Annotated in this window: 17 protein-coding genes; 10 read left to right on the plus strand and 7 right to left on the minus strand. The window is 70.3% G+C overall.

The features are described from left to right. The first annotated feature begins 137 nt into the window (after positions 1 to 137). From AC1RAD_RS19265 to AC1RAD_RS19295, 7 genes are all read left to right on the plus strand, one after another. Positions 138 to 1,199, plus strand: a complete 1,062-nt coding sequence (locus AC1RAD_RS19265; RefSeq protein ID WP_062480133.1) for a Fe(3+) ABC transporter substrate-binding protein — start codon at positions 138 to 140, stop codon at positions 1,197 to 1,199. A gap of 35 nt (positions 1,200 to 1,234) precedes the next feature. After that, positions 1,235 to 2,920: an ABC transporter permease gene (locus AC1RAD_RS19270; RefSeq protein WP_492736647.1), complete on the plus strand. Its 1,686-nt coding sequence runs from the start codon at positions 1,235 to 1,237 to the stop codon at positions 2,918 to 2,920. Then, complete coding sequence (locus AC1RAD_RS19275; protein ID WP_492736648.1) at positions 2,917 to 3,600, plus strand: ABC transporter ATP-binding protein; 684 nt, start codon at positions 2,917 to 2,919, stop codon at positions 3,598 to 3,600. The genes AC1RAD_RS19270 and AC1RAD_RS19275 overlap by 4 nt, the downstream gene beginning before the upstream one ends. 14 nt (positions 3,601 to 3,614) lie before the next feature. Beyond that, entirely contained in the window at positions 3,615 to 4,871 is a 1,257-nt protein-coding gene (locus AC1RAD_RS19280) for a hypothetical protein (RefSeq protein ID WP_492736649.1), read from the plus strand. 100 nt (positions 4,872 to 4,971) lie between these two features. Beyond that, positions 4,972 to 5,652, plus strand: a complete 681-nt coding sequence (locus tag AC1RAD_RS19285; RefSeq protein ID WP_492736651.1) for a glutathione S-transferase family protein — start codon at positions 4,972 to 4,974, stop codon at positions 5,650 to 5,652. A gap of 60 nt (positions 5,653 to 5,712) precedes the next feature. Continuing rightward, entirely contained in the window at positions 5,713 to 6,126 is a 414-nt protein-coding gene (gloA, locus tag AC1RAD_RS19290) for a lactoylglutathione lyase (protein WP_070062472.1), read from the plus strand. Positions 6,127 to 6,151: 25 nt separating this feature from the next. After that, positions 6,152 to 6,721: a DUF1697 domain-containing protein gene (locus AC1RAD_RS19295; protein ID WP_492736653.1), complete on the plus strand. Its 570-nt coding sequence runs from the start codon at positions 6,152 to 6,154 to the stop codon at positions 6,719 to 6,721. A gap of 12 nt (positions 6,722 to 6,733) precedes the next feature. Here AC1RAD_RS19295 and AC1RAD_RS19300 read toward each other — a convergent pair whose 3' ends face one another. The 4 genes from AC1RAD_RS19300 to AC1RAD_RS19315 form a co-directional block, all read right to left on the minus strand. Then, on the minus strand, positions 6,734 to 7,462 hold the full coding sequence (locus AC1RAD_RS19300; RefSeq protein WP_139702880.1) for a haloacid dehalogenase type II: 729 nt from the start codon (positions 7,460 to 7,462) through the stop codon (positions 6,734 to 6,736). Positions 7,463 to 7,464: 2 nt separating this feature from the next. Beyond that, entirely contained in the window at positions 7,465 to 8,100 is a 636-nt protein-coding gene (gene eda, locus AC1RAD_RS19305) for a bifunctional 4-hydroxy-2-oxoglutarate aldolase/2-dehydro-3-deoxy-phosphogluconate aldolase (protein ID WP_095949017.1), read from the minus strand. Between the two features lie 42 nt (positions 8,101 to 8,142). Continuing rightward, complete coding sequence (gene edd / locus AC1RAD_RS19310; protein ID WP_492736656.1) at positions 8,143 to 9,972, minus strand: phosphogluconate dehydratase; 1,830 nt, start codon at positions 9,970 to 9,972, stop codon at positions 8,143 to 8,145. 199 nt (positions 9,973 to 10,171) lie between these two features. Beyond that, a complete protein-coding gene (locus tag AC1RAD_RS19315) occupies positions 10,172 to 10,720 on the minus strand; it encodes an OmpA family protein (protein ID WP_492736658.1) in 549 nt (182 codons plus the stop codon). 135 nt (positions 10,721 to 10,855) lie between these two features. Between AC1RAD_RS19315 and AC1RAD_RS19320 the strand changes: the two genes are divergently transcribed. Together AC1RAD_RS19320 and AC1RAD_RS19325 are read left to right on the plus strand one after the other, a co-directional pair. After that, positions 10,856 to 11,551 (plus strand): gamma-glutamylcyclotransferase, encoded by a 696-nt coding sequence (locus tag AC1RAD_RS19320; protein ID WP_062480152.1) that lies wholly within the window; start codon positions 10,856 to 10,858, stop codon positions 11,549 to 11,551. Further along, on the plus strand, positions 11,548 to 12,087 hold the full coding sequence (locus tag AC1RAD_RS19325; protein ID WP_095949020.1) for a superoxide dismutase family protein: 540 nt from the start codon (positions 11,548 to 11,550) through the stop codon (positions 12,085 to 12,087). Before AC1RAD_RS19320 ends, AC1RAD_RS19325 begins: the two co-directional genes overlap by 4 nt. 17 nt (positions 12,088 to 12,104) lie before the next feature. On the opposite strand, the gene AC1RAD_RS19330 is transcribed toward AC1RAD_RS19325, so the two are convergent. Further along, entirely contained in the window at positions 12,105 to 12,674 is a 570-nt protein-coding gene (locus tag AC1RAD_RS19330; protein ID WP_492699294.1) for a nucleotidyltransferase family protein, read from the minus strand. Positions 12,675 to 12,703: 29 nt separating this feature from the next. Between AC1RAD_RS19330 and pdxH the strand changes: the two genes are divergently transcribed. After that, positions 12,704 to 13,360: a pyridoxamine 5'-phosphate oxidase gene (gene pdxH, locus AC1RAD_RS19335; RefSeq protein WP_062480157.1), complete on the plus strand. Its 657-nt coding sequence runs from the start codon at positions 12,704 to 12,706 to the stop codon at positions 13,358 to 13,360. Positions 13,361 to 13,367: 7 nt separating this feature from the next. Here pdxH and AC1RAD_RS19340 read toward each other — a convergent pair whose 3' ends face one another. Continuing rightward, the gene (locus AC1RAD_RS19340; protein WP_492736660.1) at positions 13,368 to 14,579 is read right to left on the minus strand and encodes an OmpA family protein; all 1,212 of its coding nucleotides are present in this window, start codon (positions 14,577 to 14,579) and stop codon (positions 13,368 to 13,370) included. Continuing rightward, the gene (locus AC1RAD_RS19345; RefSeq protein WP_307587367.1) at positions 14,579 to 14,962 is read right to left on the minus strand and encodes a hypothetical protein; all 384 of its coding nucleotides are present in this window, start codon (positions 14,960 to 14,962) and stop codon (positions 14,579 to 14,581) included. The genes AC1RAD_RS19340 and AC1RAD_RS19345 overlap by 1 nt, the downstream gene beginning before the upstream one ends. Positions 14,963 to 15,095 lie beyond the last annotated feature (133 nt).

The following is a 15,095-nucleotide window of genomic DNA, read 5'->3' on the forward strand; positions in this document are numbered from 1 at the left end:
TTTCAAGTAGGCCCTCAAGCTGTAAGCCAAAGGAAAACCCGCCCCTCCCCGTCAGTGATAATTGTTCGCATCAGCGACAGGCTCCGCCGTCGCCGATGCCTTTCCTAGAACACCTCACCGCACCTGGAGGATCCTTCATGACCGACCGTTCCGGCCCCCAGGGCCGCGTGGCGCACGCCCTCCTCGGCGTTTCCGCCGCCTGGCTCGCCCTCACCGCCCTGCCCGCGCACGCCGCCAATGACGAGCTCACGCTCTACACGACGCGCGAGCCGGCGCTGATCCAGCCGCTGATCTCGGCGTTCAGCGCGCAGAGCAAGATCAAGGTCAACACGGTGTTCGTGAAGGACGGTCTGCTGGAGCGCGTGAAGGCCGAAGGCGCCCGCTCGCCGGCCGACGTGCTGATGACGGTGGACATCGGCAACCTCGTCGACCTCGTCGAAGGCGGCGTGACGCAGCCGGTGAAGTCGGCCGCGCTCGAATCGGCCATTCCGGCCAACCTGCGCGGCGCCGACGGCCAGTGGTTCGCGCTCTCGCTGCGCGCGCGCGTGCTGTACGCCGACAAGAACCAGCCGCTGACCAGCTTCCGCTACGAAGACCTGGCCAACCCGAAGTACAAGGGCAAGGTCTGCATCCGCGCCGGCCAGCACCCCTACAACACGGCCCTGGTGGCCGCGATGATCGCGCACGACGGCGAAGCCAAGACCGAGCAGTGGCTGCGCGGCGTCAAGGGCAACCTGGCGCGCAAGGCCACCGGCGGCGACCGCGACGTGGCGCGCGACATCCTCGGCGGCATCTGCGACATCGGCGTGGCCAACTCGTACTACGTGGGCCAGATGAAGAGCGCCAAGGAAGGCACCGACGCGCGCAAGTGGGGCGACGCGATCAAGGTGATCCGCCCGACCTTCGCCAGCGCCAAGAGCGGCGGCACGCACGTGAACATCAGCGGCGCGGCCGTGGCCAAGAACGCACCGCAGCGCGCCAACGCGGTCAAGCTGCTCGAGTTCCTGGTGTCGGAACCGGCCCAGGCGCTGTACGCCGACGCCAACTACGAGTACCCGGTGCGCAAGGGCGTGGCCCTCGACCCGATCATCGGCCAGTCCATCGGCGAGCTGAAGGTCGACCCGCTGCCGCTGACCGAGATTGCCAAGTACCGCAAGCAGGCCAGCGCCCTCGTCGACAAGGTCGGCTTCGACCAGTGACCTTGCATGGCCGGGCACACCTTGCCGGCAACTGAATGCTGATTTCGCGGCGCCAGCCGCCGGGCCTGCGCGCCGCGGGCCCGGCATGGCGCTGCGCGTCGTTCCTGATCGCGCTCGGCGTGCTCGCGCCGGTGCTCACGCTGGCATGGCTCGCATTCGGCTCGGGCGTCGGCCACTGGGGGCCGCTGTTCGCGCACGTGCTGCCGCAGGCGGCGCTCAACACGGCGCTGCTGCTCGCGGGCGTCGGCACCCTCGTCCTCGTGATCGGCACCGGCTGCGCCTGGCTGGTCACGGCGCATGACTTCCCCGGCCGCGGCGTGCTCAACTGGGCGCTGCTGCTGCCGCTGGCGATGCCGACCTACATCGTCGCCTTCGCCTACCTCGACCTGTTGCACCCCATCGGCCCCGTGCAGGGCGCGATCCGCTGGATGCTGGGCTTCGACAGCCCGCGCCAGTTCCGCCTGCCCGACCTGCGCTCGATGCCGGGTGCGATCTTCGTGCTGGGCTTCGTGCTCTATCCGTATGTCTACATGACGGCGCGCGCGATGTTCATGACCCAGCCCGCGCACCTGCTGGAAGCGGCGCGCACGCTGGGCGAGAGCCGCCGCGGCGCGTTCTTTCGCGTGGCCTTGCCGCTGGCGCGGCCGGCGCTGGCCGTGGGCCTGAGCCTGGCACTGCTCGAGACGCTCAACGACATCGGCGCCTCCGAATTCCTCGGCGTGAACACGCTCACGGTGGCGGTCTACACCACCTGGATCACGCGCTCCGACCTGGCCGGCGCCGCGCAGATCGCCTGCGCGATGCTGTTCGTGGTGGTGGCGCTGGTCTGGCTCGAACGCAACGGCCGCCAGCACCAGCGCTTCGGCTCCGCGCAGCGCATGCGCGCGGTGCAGCCCCGGCGCCTGCACGGCGGCGCGGCCTGGGCGGCGACCGCGACGGCGGCGCTGCCGGTGCTGATCGGCTTTGTCGCGCCCGCGCTGTACCTGGTCTGGGAAAGCGGCAAGCGGCTGCACCAGGGCGGCGGCATTTCGCAGGGCCTCGTGGCCAGCCTGGGCAACACGCTGGCACTGGCGGCCGGCGTGACGGTGGTGGCCGTGGCGGCGGGGCTGGTCGTGGCCTGGGCCTCGCGCAGCCAGGGCACGAGCCTCAACCGCGCCCGCTGGCAGGCGCGCGTGGCCACGCTGGGCTACGCAGTGCCGGGCACGGTGCTCGCCATCGGCCTGCTGACGCCGGCGCTGGCTTTCGACGCGGCGCTGGCCGGCGCGATGGGCTGGCAGGGCCTGCCGCTGATGGGCGCGGGCATCGTGCTGGTCATGGCCTGCGCGATCCGTTTTCTTGCGATGCCCGTGGGCGGCATCGAGGCCGGGCTGGCGCGCATTCCGCCGGCCATCGAGCAGGCCTCGCGCCTGCTCGGCGAAACCACCGGCGGCACGCTGCGCCGCGTGCACCTTCCGCTGCTGCAGCCCGCCATCGCGGCGGGTGCGCTGCTGGTCTTCGTCGACGCCATGAAAGAGCTGCCGGCCACGCTGCTGCTGCGCCCGGCCAACTTCGACACCCTCGCCACCTGGCTCTACGCCGAGGCCGCGCGCGGCACCTACGAAGAAGGCGCGATCGCCGCGCTGGCCATCGTGGTCGCCGGCCTGCTGCCGGTGGTGCTGCTGGCGCGCAACCAACTCGGCACGACACCGGCGGTGACACCTCCCGACACGGACCCCGCATGAGTTCCCCGCTTCATCTCGACTCGCTCCAGCTCGCGTACGACACGCCGCGCGGCCCGCACACGGTGGTCGACGGCTTCTCGCTGGACCTGCCCGCGGGCGAGATCGCCTGCCTGTTCGGCCCCTCGGGCTGCGGCAAGACCACGGTGCTGCGCGCCATCGCCGGCTTCGAGCCCGTGCGCGCCGGCACCATCCGCCTCGGCGACACGCTGCTGTCGTCGCCCCAGAAGCACCTGCCGCCCGAGCAGCGGCGCGTGGGCATGATGTTCCAGGAGTACGCGCTGTTCCCGCACCTGTCGGCCGCCAGGAACGTCGCCTTCGGCCTGCGCCGCCTGGGCCGCTCAGCGCAGCAGGCGCGCGTGGCCGAGATGCTCGCGCTGGTCGGCCTGGCCGAGGCCGGCGAGCGCTACCCGCACGAGCTGTCGGGCGGCCAGCAGCAGCGCATCGCGCTGGCCCGCGCGCTGGCGCCCTCGCCCGCCCTGCTGCTGCTGGACGAGCCGTTTTCCAACCTCGACGGCGGCACGCGCGAGCGCCTGACCGCCGAGGTGCGCGGCATCCTGAAGAAGGCCGGCCAGACCGCGATCCTGGTCACGCACAACGAGGCCGAGGCGCATGCGATGGCCGACCGCATCGGCGTGATGCACAACGGGCGGATCACGCACTGGCTCGAGACGGCCTCGTAACGGGAGAAGCTCCGATGCACAAGGCGACCCGACTCTTCCTCGCGTGGGCGACGTTGCTCGGGTCGGCGATGCCGGCCCTGGCAGAAGTCCGTACGGTCTACCAAGGCACCCTCGGCACCAGCGAGGTCGTGCTCGAAGTGAATGCCACTGGCGGCGGGCGGTATTTCTATCGCCGCCACGGTGTCGACATTCCGCTCTCCGGGCCGGTGACGAAGCTCGTGGAAGCCCTCCCGATCCAGGGCGAGGCGATGTACCGGGCGGCACAAGGCGGCAACGCGCCGCTGTTCGAAGATGCGCAGACCCGGCAGCCGGGCCCGACGTGGCGCGGCCAGGTGGTTGACGGCACTTTTGCCGGAAGCTGGAGCGATGGCCCTGGCAAGCAGAACGTCGCGTTCGAGCTTCGGCAGGTTCGCCAGTACGACCCGGACAAGAGTCCCGGCGCCACCGAGCCGGTGACGCACTCCATCCCGCCAGGCAACACCACCGGCGCGGCTTCGGACGCGCCGATCTCCATCGAGACGGCACCCTACGACCACCTGAAGCTGCAGACATCGCTCAAGCAAGGCGTGGAGCACGTCAGCGGAGCGGTGGCATGGCGCATGGTCATCGATCCGCGCACGCGCTTTTCCTATCCGCGGCTCACGCGACACCCGAATGCGCGCATGGTCGAGAAGGTCAACGCCATCCTCGCGCGCAGGCACGGACAGCTCAGCCTCGCCGCGCTCGAATGCAAGACCACCCTCTACACCGAGACGCATCCGGCGGCCGGCTCGCTGGGAAACTACGACGCGGAATCGGTGCGCGTCACCTTTCTCAGCCCGACGCTGATGAGCGTCGTCGAATCGGGAAGCGCCGACTGCGGCGGCGCCCATCCCCACAACCACTACGCGCCCTACACACTCGACCTGGTCCGTGGCGAGTACCTCGACTTCGAACGCCTGTTCCGCGCGTTCACCAGGACGCCGGACGGGTTCGTGCCGAGCAAGACGCTCATGGCGCTGATCGGGAAGCAGCTGAAAGCACAGGGACGTGGGCCCGAATCCGCAGCCGCCGCAGACCCGCAGCACTACACGGGTTGCGACGAGGTGTGGCCCCAGTACCTGGCATTGCATTTCGAGCGCACCCGCGGGCGCGATGCGCTGGCCGTCGCGGTCAGCGGCGTGCCGCATGCGCTCGGCGCCTGCCTCGGCACCACGGTGGCGCTGCCGTTCACCGAACTCAAGCCCCTTCTCAAGCCTGCGGCCGGCGCGTACCTTTTTCCCAAGCCGTAGCACCCGGGCGGCGCCCGAATGGGCTTTTCCAGAAAAGGTTGTTCAGGCCCGCAAGAATCGCGGCGATCCCGACCCCAACTCTTCGAAAGCGGAACGCCCCATGACCCAGGCCCTCACCCTCGTCAGCCACCTGCTGTGCCCCTACGTGCAACGCGCCGCGATCGCGCTGCACGAGAAGAACGTGCCCTTCGAGCGCGTCGTGATCGATCTCGCGAACAAGCCCCAGTGGTTTCTCGACATCTCGCCGCTGGGCAAGGTGCCGCTGCTGAAGGTGCAGCGCCCCGACGGCACCGAGGCCGTGCTGTTCGAGAGCAACGTGATCTGCGAGTACCTCGAGGAAACGCAACCCGGCGCCCGCCTGCACCCCGAAGACCCGCTCGCACGTGCACAGCACCGTGCATGGATGGAGTTCGGCTCGGCCATCCTCGCCGACCTGTGGGGCTACGAGACCACACAGGACGCCGCCGTGTTCGCGCAGAAGCGCGAGGCACTGGCCGCCAAGTTCGAACGCGTCGAGGCCGCGCTGGCGCAAGCCCCCTACTTCGCGGGCGAAGCCTTCAGCCTCGTCGACGCGGTGTTCGCACCGGTGTTCCGCTACTTCGAGGTGTTCGATGCGATCAGCGATTCGCACCTGTTCGACGCGCTGCCCAAGGTGAACGCCTGGCGCCACGCGCTGGCGGCGCGCCCCAGCGTGCGCGCGGCGGTGGTGCCCGAGTACCCACGGCATCTGATGGATTTTCTGAAGAAGTACCAGGCGCACCTGCTGACGCTGGCGGCTTGATCGCAAGAAGCAGAGGGCGACAATAGCCCCCTTCCCCCCCATAACGACACGACCCACGAGATGCGACTTCTCCACACCATGCTGCGCGTTGGCAATCTCCAGCGCTCCATCGACTTCTACACGCAGGTGCTCGGCATGACGCTGCTGCGCACATCGGAAAACCCCGAGTACAAGTACAGCCTCGCCTTCGTCGGCTACGGCAACGGCAACCCCGACCAGGCCGAGATCGAGCTCACCTACAACTGGGGCACCGAGAGCTACGAGCTCGGCACCGCCTACGGCCACATCGCGCTCGGCGTGCCCGACGCCTACGCGGCCTGCGACAAGATCAAGGCCGCCGGCGGCAACGTGACGCGCGAGGCCGGTCCGGTCAAGGGCGGCACGACGGTGATCGCCTTCGTGACGGACCCTGATGGCTACAAGATCGAACTGATCCAGCGCAACGAGAACGCCGCGGGCGGCGGCCTGCGCTGAGCCGTTTCGGGCCGCACCCCACACCATGGCAAGCCCGAAGACAAAGAAGAAAGACGCGCCGCTGACGCGCTACGTCGCCCTGCTGCGCGGCGTGAACGTCAACGGCATCACGATCAAGAGCGCCGACCTGAAGGCGCTGTTCGTCGACGAACTCGGCTTCGGCGCGGTGCGCACGGTGCTCGCCAGCGGCAACGTGCTGTTCGACACCGACGCGCCCGATGCCGCCGCACTGCGCACGCGCATCGAGAAAGCGCTGCATCAGTGCTTCGGCTACGAGGCGTGGATCGTGCTGTGCACGCAGCAGCGCGTGGCCGACATGGCCGCGAGCTACCCCTTTGAGCGCATCGACGACACGCACCATCCGTACCTCGTGTTCGGCTCCGACCCCGCGATGCTCGACGAGATCATCGAGAAGGCCGGCACGGTCGACGCCAAGGTCGAACAGCTGGTGCGCGGCGATGGCGTGCTGTACTGGCAGTGCCCGCGCGGCGAAAGCCTGGAGACGCCGGTGGCCAAGCTGCTCGCGAAGACCCGCTACAAGTCGAGCACCACCACGCGCAACCTGCGCACGGTGGAAAAGCTCATCACCGACTGACCAACAGCGCGATCAGCAGCCCAGCCGGTCGGCCAGCGCGACGATGTCGCGCACATGCAGGCTGTTGTCCGGCTGCGGCGACACGTCCTTCGGCTGCTTGCGGCCGAACTCGTGGGGCCGCTCGATGTACGCCGTCTTCAGGCCGCACACGCGCGCGGCCGCCAGGTCGTCGTGGTGCGCGGCGGCGAGCATGACCTGCCCGGGCGTCGCATCGAACACGCCCGCCACGCCGAGGTAGGTGCGCGGGTCGGGCTTGTAGGCCTTGAACACCTCGGCCGACAGCACGCAGTCCCAGGGCAGGCCGGCGCGCTTGGCCATCTCGGTGAGCAGGCCGATGTTGCCGTTGGAGAGCGTGCAGATGGTGAACTTCTTCTTCAGCCGCGTGAGCCCCTCGACCGCATCGGGCCACGCCGGCAGGCGGTGCCAGGCGCGGCTCAGGTCGCGCTTGGCGGCGCTGTCGAGGTGGTCCGCCAGGCTGAAGTCGTGCAGCACCTGTTCGAGCATGCTCAGGTGCAGCTCGTCAAGCAGCGTGAAGCCGCCCTCGCCGGCCGCGATGCGTTCCATCACGGCCTTCATGGCGGGCTGGTAGCCGGCGCGCCAGGCCAGCGCAAAGGCCGCGCCGTCCACGCCGGGCAGCACGCGCTCGACCTCGGCCGCGATGCCGCTGTGCCAGTCGACCACCGTGCCGAACACGTCGAACGCGATGACCTTCAGGTCGCCCGCGTCGAAATCGGCCGACATGCTCAGCGGGGCAGCTGGCTCGCGGCGCGCGCCAGTTGCTCGATGCGGGTCCAGTCGCCGTCGCGGATGGCGTCGGTCGGCACGATCCACGAACCGCCCACGCAGGCCACGTTCGACAGCGCGAGGAACTCGGCCGCGTTGCCCGCATGGATGCCGCCCGTGGGGCAGAAGGTGACGTCGCCGAACGGGCCCTGCCAGGCCTTGAGCATCGGCAGGCCGCCGGCCTGCAGCGCGGGGAAGAACTTCAGCTGGGTGTAGCCGTCTTCCTGCGCCGTCATGATCTCGCTGCCGGTGGCCACGCCGGGCAGCAGCGGCAGGCCGAGGTCGTGGCAGGCCTTGCCGACCGCGCGCGTGTAGCCCGGGCTCACGCCGAACTTCGCGCCCGCCAGCGCGGAGGCCTGTGCGTCGGCCGCGCTGCGGATGGTGCCGGCGCCGGCCACGGCCTCGGGCACTTCCTTGGCGATGGCCTCGATGCACTGCAGCGCCTGCGGCGTGCGCAGCGTCACTTCGAGCATGCGGATGCCGCCTGCGACCAGCGCGCGCGCCAGCGGCACGGCGTGCTTCACGTCGTTCAGCACGATGACCGGAATGACGGGTGCGTCGCGCATCACGTCGAGGGGGGTGAGTCTGTCTGTCATCTCATGGCTCCAAAAGTTTCTTGCGGCCCACGTGGGGCCCCGTCACATCCAGGTGCAGGCGCCCTCTTCGGCGGTCAGTGCGTTGCGGCGCATGCCGGCGAACAGTTCGCGGCCCAGGCCGTGCCCGTCCGCGATGCGTTGCGCGTCGGACAGCGTCGCGGTCTCGCGCGCGGCCCATTCGTCTTCGGGCAGCAACACGGCGAGCGTACCCGCTACGGCGTCGAGGCGGATCAGGTCGCCGTCGCGCACCTTGGCCAGCGGGCCGCCGGCAGCGGCTTCGGGCGACACGTGGATGGCCGCGGGGATCTTGCCCGAGGCACCGCTCATGCGGCCGTCGGTGACCAGCGCCACGCGGAAGCCCTTGCCCTGCAGCACCGACAGCGGCGGCGTGAGCTTGTGCAGCTCGGGCATGCCGTTGGCCTGCGGACCTTGCCAGCGCACGACGCAGACCACGTCACGCTCCAGCTCGCCGGCCGTGAAGGCCTTCTGCAGCGCGGCCTGCGAGTCGAACACGCGCGCGGGCGCCTCGATGACGTGGCGGTCGTCGGGCACCGACGACACCTTGATCACGCTGCGCCCCAGGTTGCCGCTGAGCAGCTTGAGGCCGCCGGTGGCGCTGAAGGGGCTGGCCACCGGGCGGGTGACGGCTTCTTTCTGCAGCGGCGCAGCGGGCGTCCAGTGCAGCGTGTTCTCGCCGGCCAGCGACGGGATGTTGGCGAATTCGCGGATGCCGCCGGCGCGCACCGTGAGCACGTCGGCGTGCATCAGGCCGGCCTCGACCAGCTCGCCGATCACGAAGCCCGGGCCGCCGCAGGCCTGGAACTCGTTCACGTCGGCGCTGCCGTTGGGGTACACGCGCGTGAGCAGCGGCACCACGTCGGACAGCTGGGAGAAGTCGTCCCAGTCGATGAGGATGCCGGCAGCGCGCGCCACGGCCACCCAGTGGATCAGGTGGTTGGTGGAGCCGCCGGTGGCCAGCAGCGCGACCATGGCGTTGACGATGCAGCGCTCGTCGACCATCTCGCCGATGGGCGGGCAGTTGAAGGCGGTGTCGCTGGCCTTGCCGAGCACCGAGCGCACCGCCTCGCGCGTGAGCGTCTCGCGCATGGCGTCGCCGGGCTGGATGAAGGCCGTGCCGGGCACGTGCAGGCCCATGGCCTCCAGCAGCATCTGGTTGCTGTTGGCGGTGCCGTAGAAGGTGCAGGTGCCGACCGTGTGATAGGCGGCCATCTCGGCCTCGAGCAGGCCCTGGCGGCCCACGAGGCCCTGCGCCGCCTGCTCGCGCACCTTCGACTTGGCGGTGTTCGACAGGCCCGAGGGCATCGGTCCGGCGGGCACGAAGACGGTGGGCAGGTGGCCGAAGTGCAGCGCGCCGATCAGCAGGCCCGGCACGATCTTGTCGCACACGCCGAGCATCAGGGCGCCGTCGAACATGTCGTGCGTGAGCGCGACGGCGGTGCTCATGGCGATCAGGTCGCGGCTGAACAGGCTCAGCTCCATGCCGGGCGTGCCCTGCGTGACGCCGTCGCACATGGCGGGCACGCCGCCGGCGACCTGCGCGGTGGCGCCGTGGCGGCGGGCCTCTTGCTTGATGATGTCCGGGTAGCCCTGGTACGGCGCGTGGGCCGAGAGCATGTCGTTGTAGGCGGTGACGATGCCCAGGTTGGGCGCGCGCTCGGCCACCACCTTGAACTTGTCGTTGGCCGGGATGCCGGCCACGGCATGCGCCACGTTGGCGCAGCCCATGCGGTCGGAACCGCGGTCGCGGGCGCGGATCTCGGCCAGGCGCGTGAGGTAGGTGCTGCGCGTGTCGCGGCTGCGCGCGCGGATGCGATCGGTGACGTCGCGGACGGTGGGGTGTGTGCTGCTCATGGGGAAGTTGGCTCTTGCTGCGTGTCGCCGGCGCGACTGTGGGCCTGGAGGCCCATCGTACCAATTCGAGCGCGACGCCCCGATGAAATCCGGCCGCAGAACGATACGAAATTACTCAGGCATGCACCCGGCCGCGTGCAGGCACAAAAAAACCCGGCCATGCCGGGTTTTTTGATGGAGATGCAAAAGGCCGGATCGCTCAGTCGACCAGCCGGACTTCGACGCGGCGCGCCTCGGCGTTGTTGCCCGATCCGGCGGTGACGGCGGGCTTCTGCAGGTCGATCTTCTCGGCCGGCACGCCCAGGCCCGCCAGCACCTCGCGCACCATCTGGGCGCGCTTCTTGGCCAGTTCCTCGTTCACGGCGGCGTCGCCGGTGGTGTCGTGGAAGCCCGAAACCACCGCCTTGCGGCCACCCTCGACGCCCTTGATGACCAGGGCCAGCGCCTCGGCGGCGCCCGGTGCGAGGTCGGCGCTGCCGGTCGCGAAGTAGAAGTTCACCACGCCGCCGACCACGCGGATGCTGGCGCCGTCGGGGATCACCACGGTGACGGTCTCGGTGACTTCGGTCACCTGCACCGCGCCGCCCGGTGCCGGCGCCGAAGCCGCGACAGCGGGCTTGGCGTGCGCGGCCGTCGCGCCCAGGCCCTTGTGCCAGAAGGCGACACCGATCACGAACATGATCACGAGCATGATCAATGCCACCAGGAAGCCGAGGGCGAAATTCTGCTGGCTGTCGTCGTTGTTCATGGAAGCGCGATCTCCGTAGGAAAGGGGTCGGTAAATAATGGTGCGGTGAACCATGATCACGAAATTGTAGGCGCCACCCCCGACACCCCCGTGTCAGCCGTCGCGCCGGACCCCGGTCCGCCGGGGCTGGACCCCATGCCCCGTCCGCTGCGCGACCCGCAGCCGATGCTGGAACGCGCGATCGCCGACTGGGGCGGACGCGACGATCTCTGGCTGTTCGGCTACGGCTCGCTGATCTGGCGGCCCGAGTTCGGCTTTGCGGAGCGGCGCGCGGCCTCGGTGCACGGCTGGCACCGCGCGCTCAAGATGTGGAGCCGCGTCAACCGCGGCAGCGTGCAGACGCCGGGCCTGGTGTTCGGCCTGCTCTCGGGCGGCAGCTGCCGGGGCGTGGTGTTCCGCGTGCCGAAGGCCGAGGGCCTGGAGACGCTGAAGCGCCTCTGGCTGCGCGAGATGCCGACCGGCGTGTACGACCCCAAGTGGCTGCAATGCGGCACCGCCGAAGGGCCGGTGCGCGCGCTGGCCTTCACGCTGTCGCGGCGCAGCCCGAACTTCACGGGCGAGCTCAGCGACGAGCGCTACCGCCACATCTTCGCGAATGCCGTGGGCCGCTACGGCAGCTCGCTCGACTACGCGCGCCAGACCCTGCTCGAGCTGCAGCGCCACGCGATCCACGACGCGGCGCTGGCCCGGCTGGTGGCGCTGGCCGCCGAGCCGCCATTTCAGACACCGGCCGATTGCGGGACAGCCCCGGCTCCGGTATACGTTGCGGGGTCTTCGGACACCGCGTCCTCTCAACCCTCCACCCCGTTCATCAACAAGGAAAACCAATGATCCATCGCCGTCTCCTCGCCACTGGCACCGCCCTCCTCGCCACTGCCGTGCTCGCCGCCTGCGGCAGCATGGGCGGCAAGCCGAGCACCACAGTCGAGCTGACGCCGACCGCCGCCGTCACGCCCAACCCCGCGCGCGGCTCGGTGACGCTCACCGCACTCGACCACGGCGTGCGCGTGTCCGGCGAGGTGCGCGGCCTGGCGCCGGGCAGCGAGCACGGTTTCCACATCCATGAAAAGGGCGACTGCGGCAACAACGGCAACGCCTCGGGCGGCCACTTCAACCCGGCCGGCGGCACGCACGGCAAGTTCTCCGCGCCCGGCAGCCACGCCGGCGAACTGCCCAGCCTGGTGGCCGACGCCAGCGGCGTGGCGCGCTTCAGCGTCGAGAACCACGCGATCTCGCTGACCGACGGCGCCGCCAACAACGTGCGCGGCCGCGCGCTCGTGGTGCACCGCGACCGCGACGACTTCACGACGCAGCCCGCCGGCAACTCCGGCCCGCGCGTGCTCTGCGCGGTCGTTGCCCAGAACTAAGCAAAAAGTGTGAGCGGTCAGGCGCCCGCGCGCGCCTGCCAGAGCGCCTCGGCCCGCGCCAGGGCCTCGGGCGTGTCGATGTCGGTCACGACGCCGGCATCGTCCACGGCCAGGTCGACGACCGAATCGATCGCACGCATCGCCCGCAGGACGGACGATGCGCCCAGGTTCCCCTCCAGCGCCGCCAGCTGCGCCCAGCAGCCCGCCGCAAAGCCCACCGGATGCCCGCGCTCGCCCCGGTACTCCGGCTGCACGGCATTCACCCGCCCGCCGAGCGCGGCGGCCACCGCCCGCAGCGTCGCGGCCTGCACCAGCGGCAGGTCGCCCGGCAGGATCAGCCAGCCCGCCGCGTGGGGCGTGGCGCGCACCGCGGCGGCAATCGAATCGCCCATGCCGGGGTGCCCCGCGTCTTCCAGGTGCCACGGCAGGCCGCTCGCGCGCACCGCGTCGAGCGTGCGCTCGAGCACCGGCCGGCCCGCGAGCAGCGCCTTCAGCTTGGAACCCGTGCCGCCGGCCGCGATGAAACGCTCGCCACGGCCCGAGGCCAGCACGATCACGGTCGGGGAGTTCGCCTCTGTCGTCGTCATGGGCCGAGTATGTGCGCAACAATCCCGGCATGACTTCTTCTCCTCTTTCCAAGGACGCGCTGGCCGCGCTGCGCAAGAGCTACGAGCGCGCCGAGCTCGACGAGACCCGCAGCGCCGCCGACCCGATCCAGCAGTTCGAGCGCTGGCTCACCGAGGCCGTCGACGCGCACATCCCCGAGCCCAACGCGATGACGCTGAGCACCGTGGGCAGCGACCTGCGGCCGTCCAGCCGCATCGTGCTGATCAAGGGCTACGACGCGCGCGGCATCGTCTGGTACACCAACTACGACAGCCGCAAGGGCCGCGAGCTGTCGGGCAACCCGTATGCCTCGCTGCAGTTCCACTGGGTCGAGCTGGAGCGCGTGGTGCGCATCGAGGGCCGCGTGGAACGCGTCAGCGCCGAGGAGAGCGACGCCTACTACGCCAGCCGCCCGCTCGATTCACGCATCGGCGCCTGGGCCAGCCCGCAGAGCGAAGTGATCAGCGGACGCGACGTGCTGGTGAAGAACGCCGCCGTGTACGCCGCCAAGCACCTGCTCTCGCCGCCGCGCCCGCCGCACTGGGGCGGCTTCCGTCTGGTGCCCGACCGCTGGGAGTTCTGGCAGGGCCGCAAGAGCCGGCTGCACGACCGGCTGCGCTACCGGCTCGAAGGTGCCGATTGGGTGCGCGAACGGCTCGCGCCCTGAGCCTGGCTCAGGCCTCGCAACCAGCAACCTTGAATTCGACGCGCCGGTCCAGCGCGTCGCTCGCATCGTCGGCGCCCGTGCCGACGATGTTCTCGCGAAAGCCCATGCCGGCTTCGCGCAGCTTCTTCGACAGCGGCGGCGCCTCGCCCACCAGCCGCGCCTTGACGCTGGTGGCGCGCTGCAGCGACAGCCGCTCGTTGACCGCCTCCGAGCCCGTGCGGCTCGTGTGGCCCGTGACCACCACGCACGACTCGATCTGCGCCGCCTGCCGCGCGATCTGGCGCAGCCACATCGGGTAGGCCGCGCTGATCTTCGGGTCGGCCAGGAAGTCGGTCGAGCCCGGCTTGAACAGGAACTTGACGCTCAGGTTGTTGCTCTCGAGCCCCAGCCGCGCCAGCGTGCCGAAGGTGCGCTCGGCGTCGGCCGTGCGGCCCAGCTGCGACTGCGTGAGGTACAGCCCGCTGTAGATGCGCAGCTGCTGGCCGTCGGCGCGCTTCGACGCGGCCTCGTAGCGGCTCAGGGCCTCGCTCATGCGGCCGGCCTCGTAGGCGGCGGTGGCCTCCTGCAGCACCGTGGCGGTCGGCAGGCGCTCCAGGTACAGCGCATCGGCGGCCTGCCCGGCCGGCGTCTCGGCGGTGCGGATGTAGCCTTCCACGCCGCGGTCCTTGCCGTTCACGGGGCTGTCGCGGAAGAAGGCGGTGGGCCGCGTGTCGAGCGAGGCATCGCTGATGCGCGCCACCGACTGCGCGATCACCATGCCGCTCTTGATCTCGGTCATGGCGAGGTTCAGCCGGTACGGCGCGCCCGAGGCGTCCTTGTCGCGCACCAGCGTGCCGTTGAGCACGTACTGCGCGTTGCCGATCTCGTTCGCGTTGAACGGCGTCACGGTGAACTGCTTGAACTGCGCCTGCATGCGCTGCACGATGCGCTGCTCGGCCACGCGCGTCACCTCGGTCTGCTGGCCGCTGGCGCCTTCGAGCAGCGGGTCGATCACGATGCGCCGCTGCGTCAGCGTGGACTCCACCTTGGCCAGGAAGGCCGGCAGCTTCTGGGTCTGCACCATGAGGTCGTCGACCGCCTGGGTGACGGCCTGGTCGAAGGGCATGGCGCTGCTGGGCGCGGGGCGGTGCGCGCAGGCGGTGGCCAGCAGCGCGGCGGTGCACAGCGCCAGCACGCGCCACAAGGCTCGGGGGATGGCGGTGTTCTTGGTCGTGGTCATCAGCACTGGCTCCTCAAAATGGTCATGTCCTGGTCCGACAGCGGCTCGCCCACGGCGGCGCGCATGTTGATCTCGCTGCAGCGTTTCGAAGGCGCGGGGCGCCGCTCGGCGGGTTCGCGATGCACCTCGGGCGCCGGGGCCGGCGCTGCGGTGGCGGTGATCTGCGGGCGTGGCTTCGGCGCCGGCCGCACGACGGCGGGCTTGGGCTCCGCTTCCCTGGCCGGCGGTGCCTCCGCCGGCACAGGAACGGCAAGGCAGGGCGTGCGGCACGGCTTGGCCTCGCCCGCCGCATGCGCGCGCGCGCCGTGCAGCGCGATCACCGTCGCGACCACCGCCGTCACTGCAAGGGCAAGGGGCGAAACACGCGCCGGGTAGATCGTCATCAGCCGGCAAATGTAGGGGCGCGAACGCCGCGCGCCAGCCCACCAAACGGCCACCCCTGCCAAACGGCATAGGGCTAGCGCTGTCGCTCAGTCGGGCAAAAGTTCGCGAAAAACGCGGGGGAAATGCGGGGCG

It is taken from the genome of Variovorax sp. GW823-FHT04B03 (assembly GCF_058796495.1).

Bases quoted from the DNA above. Each gene is read 5' to 3' on its own strand.
- gloA (WP_070062472.1), top strand. From the start codon at position 5,713: ATGCGACTTCTCCACACCATGCTGCGCGTTGGCAATCTCCAGCGCTCC.
- edd (WP_492736656.1), bottom strand. From the start codon at position 9,972: ATGAGCAGCACACACCCCACCGTCCGCGACGTCACCGATCGCATCCGC.
- AC1RAD_RS19315 (WP_492736658.1), bottom strand. From the start codon at position 10,720: ATGAACAACGACGACAGCCAGCAGAATTTCGCCCTCGGCTTCCTGGTG.
- eda (WP_095949017.1), bottom strand. From the start codon at position 8,100: ATGACAGACAGACTCACCCCCCTCGACGTGATGCGCGACGCACCCGTC.
- AC1RAD_RS19300 (WP_139702880.1), bottom strand. From the start codon at position 7,462: ATGTCGGCCGATTTCGACGCGGGCGACCTGAAGGTCATCGCGTTCGAC.
- AC1RAD_RS19270 (WP_492736647.1), top strand. From the start codon at position 1,235: ATGCTGATTTCGCGGCGCCAGCCGCCGGGCCTGCGCGCCGCGGGCCCG.
- AC1RAD_RS19345 (WP_307587367.1), bottom strand. From the start codon at position 14,962: ATGACGATCTACCCGGCGCGTGTTTCGCCCCTTGCCCTTGCAGTGACG.
- AC1RAD_RS19280 (WP_492736649.1), top strand. From the start codon at position 3,615: ATGCACAAGGCGACCCGACTCTTCCTCGCGTGGGCGACGTTGCTCGGG.
- AC1RAD_RS19265 (WP_062480133.1), top strand. From the start codon at position 138: ATGACCGACCGTTCCGGCCCCCAGGGCCGCGTGGCGCACGCCCTCCTC.
- AC1RAD_RS19275 (WP_492736648.1), top strand. From the start codon at position 2,917: ATGAGTTCCCCGCTTCATCTCGACTCGCTCCAGCTCGCGTACGACACG.
- AC1RAD_RS19330 (WP_492699294.1), bottom strand. From the start codon at position 12,674: ATGACGACGACAGAGGCGAACTCCCCGACCGTGATCGTGCTGGCCTCG.
- AC1RAD_RS19320 (WP_062480152.1), top strand. From the start codon at position 10,856: ATGCCCCGTCCGCTGCGCGACCCGCAGCCGATGCTGGAACGCGCGATC.
- pdxH (WP_062480157.1), top strand. From the start codon at position 12,704: ATGACTTCTTCTCCTCTTTCCAAGGACGCGCTGGCCGCGCTGCGCAAG.
- AC1RAD_RS19285 (WP_492736651.1), top strand. From the start codon at position 4,972: ATGACCCAGGCCCTCACCCTCGTCAGCCACCTGCTGTGCCCCTACGTG.
- AC1RAD_RS19340 (WP_492736660.1), bottom strand. From the start codon at position 14,579: ATGACCACGACCAAGAACACCGCCATCCCCCGAGCCTTGTGGCGCGTG.
- AC1RAD_RS19325 (WP_095949020.1), top strand. From the start codon at position 11,548: ATGATCCATCGCCGTCTCCTCGCCACTGGCACCGCCCTCCTCGCCACT.
- AC1RAD_RS19295 (WP_492736653.1), top strand. From the start codon at position 6,152: ATGGCAAGCCCGAAGACAAAGAAGAAAGACGCGCCGCTGACGCGCTAC.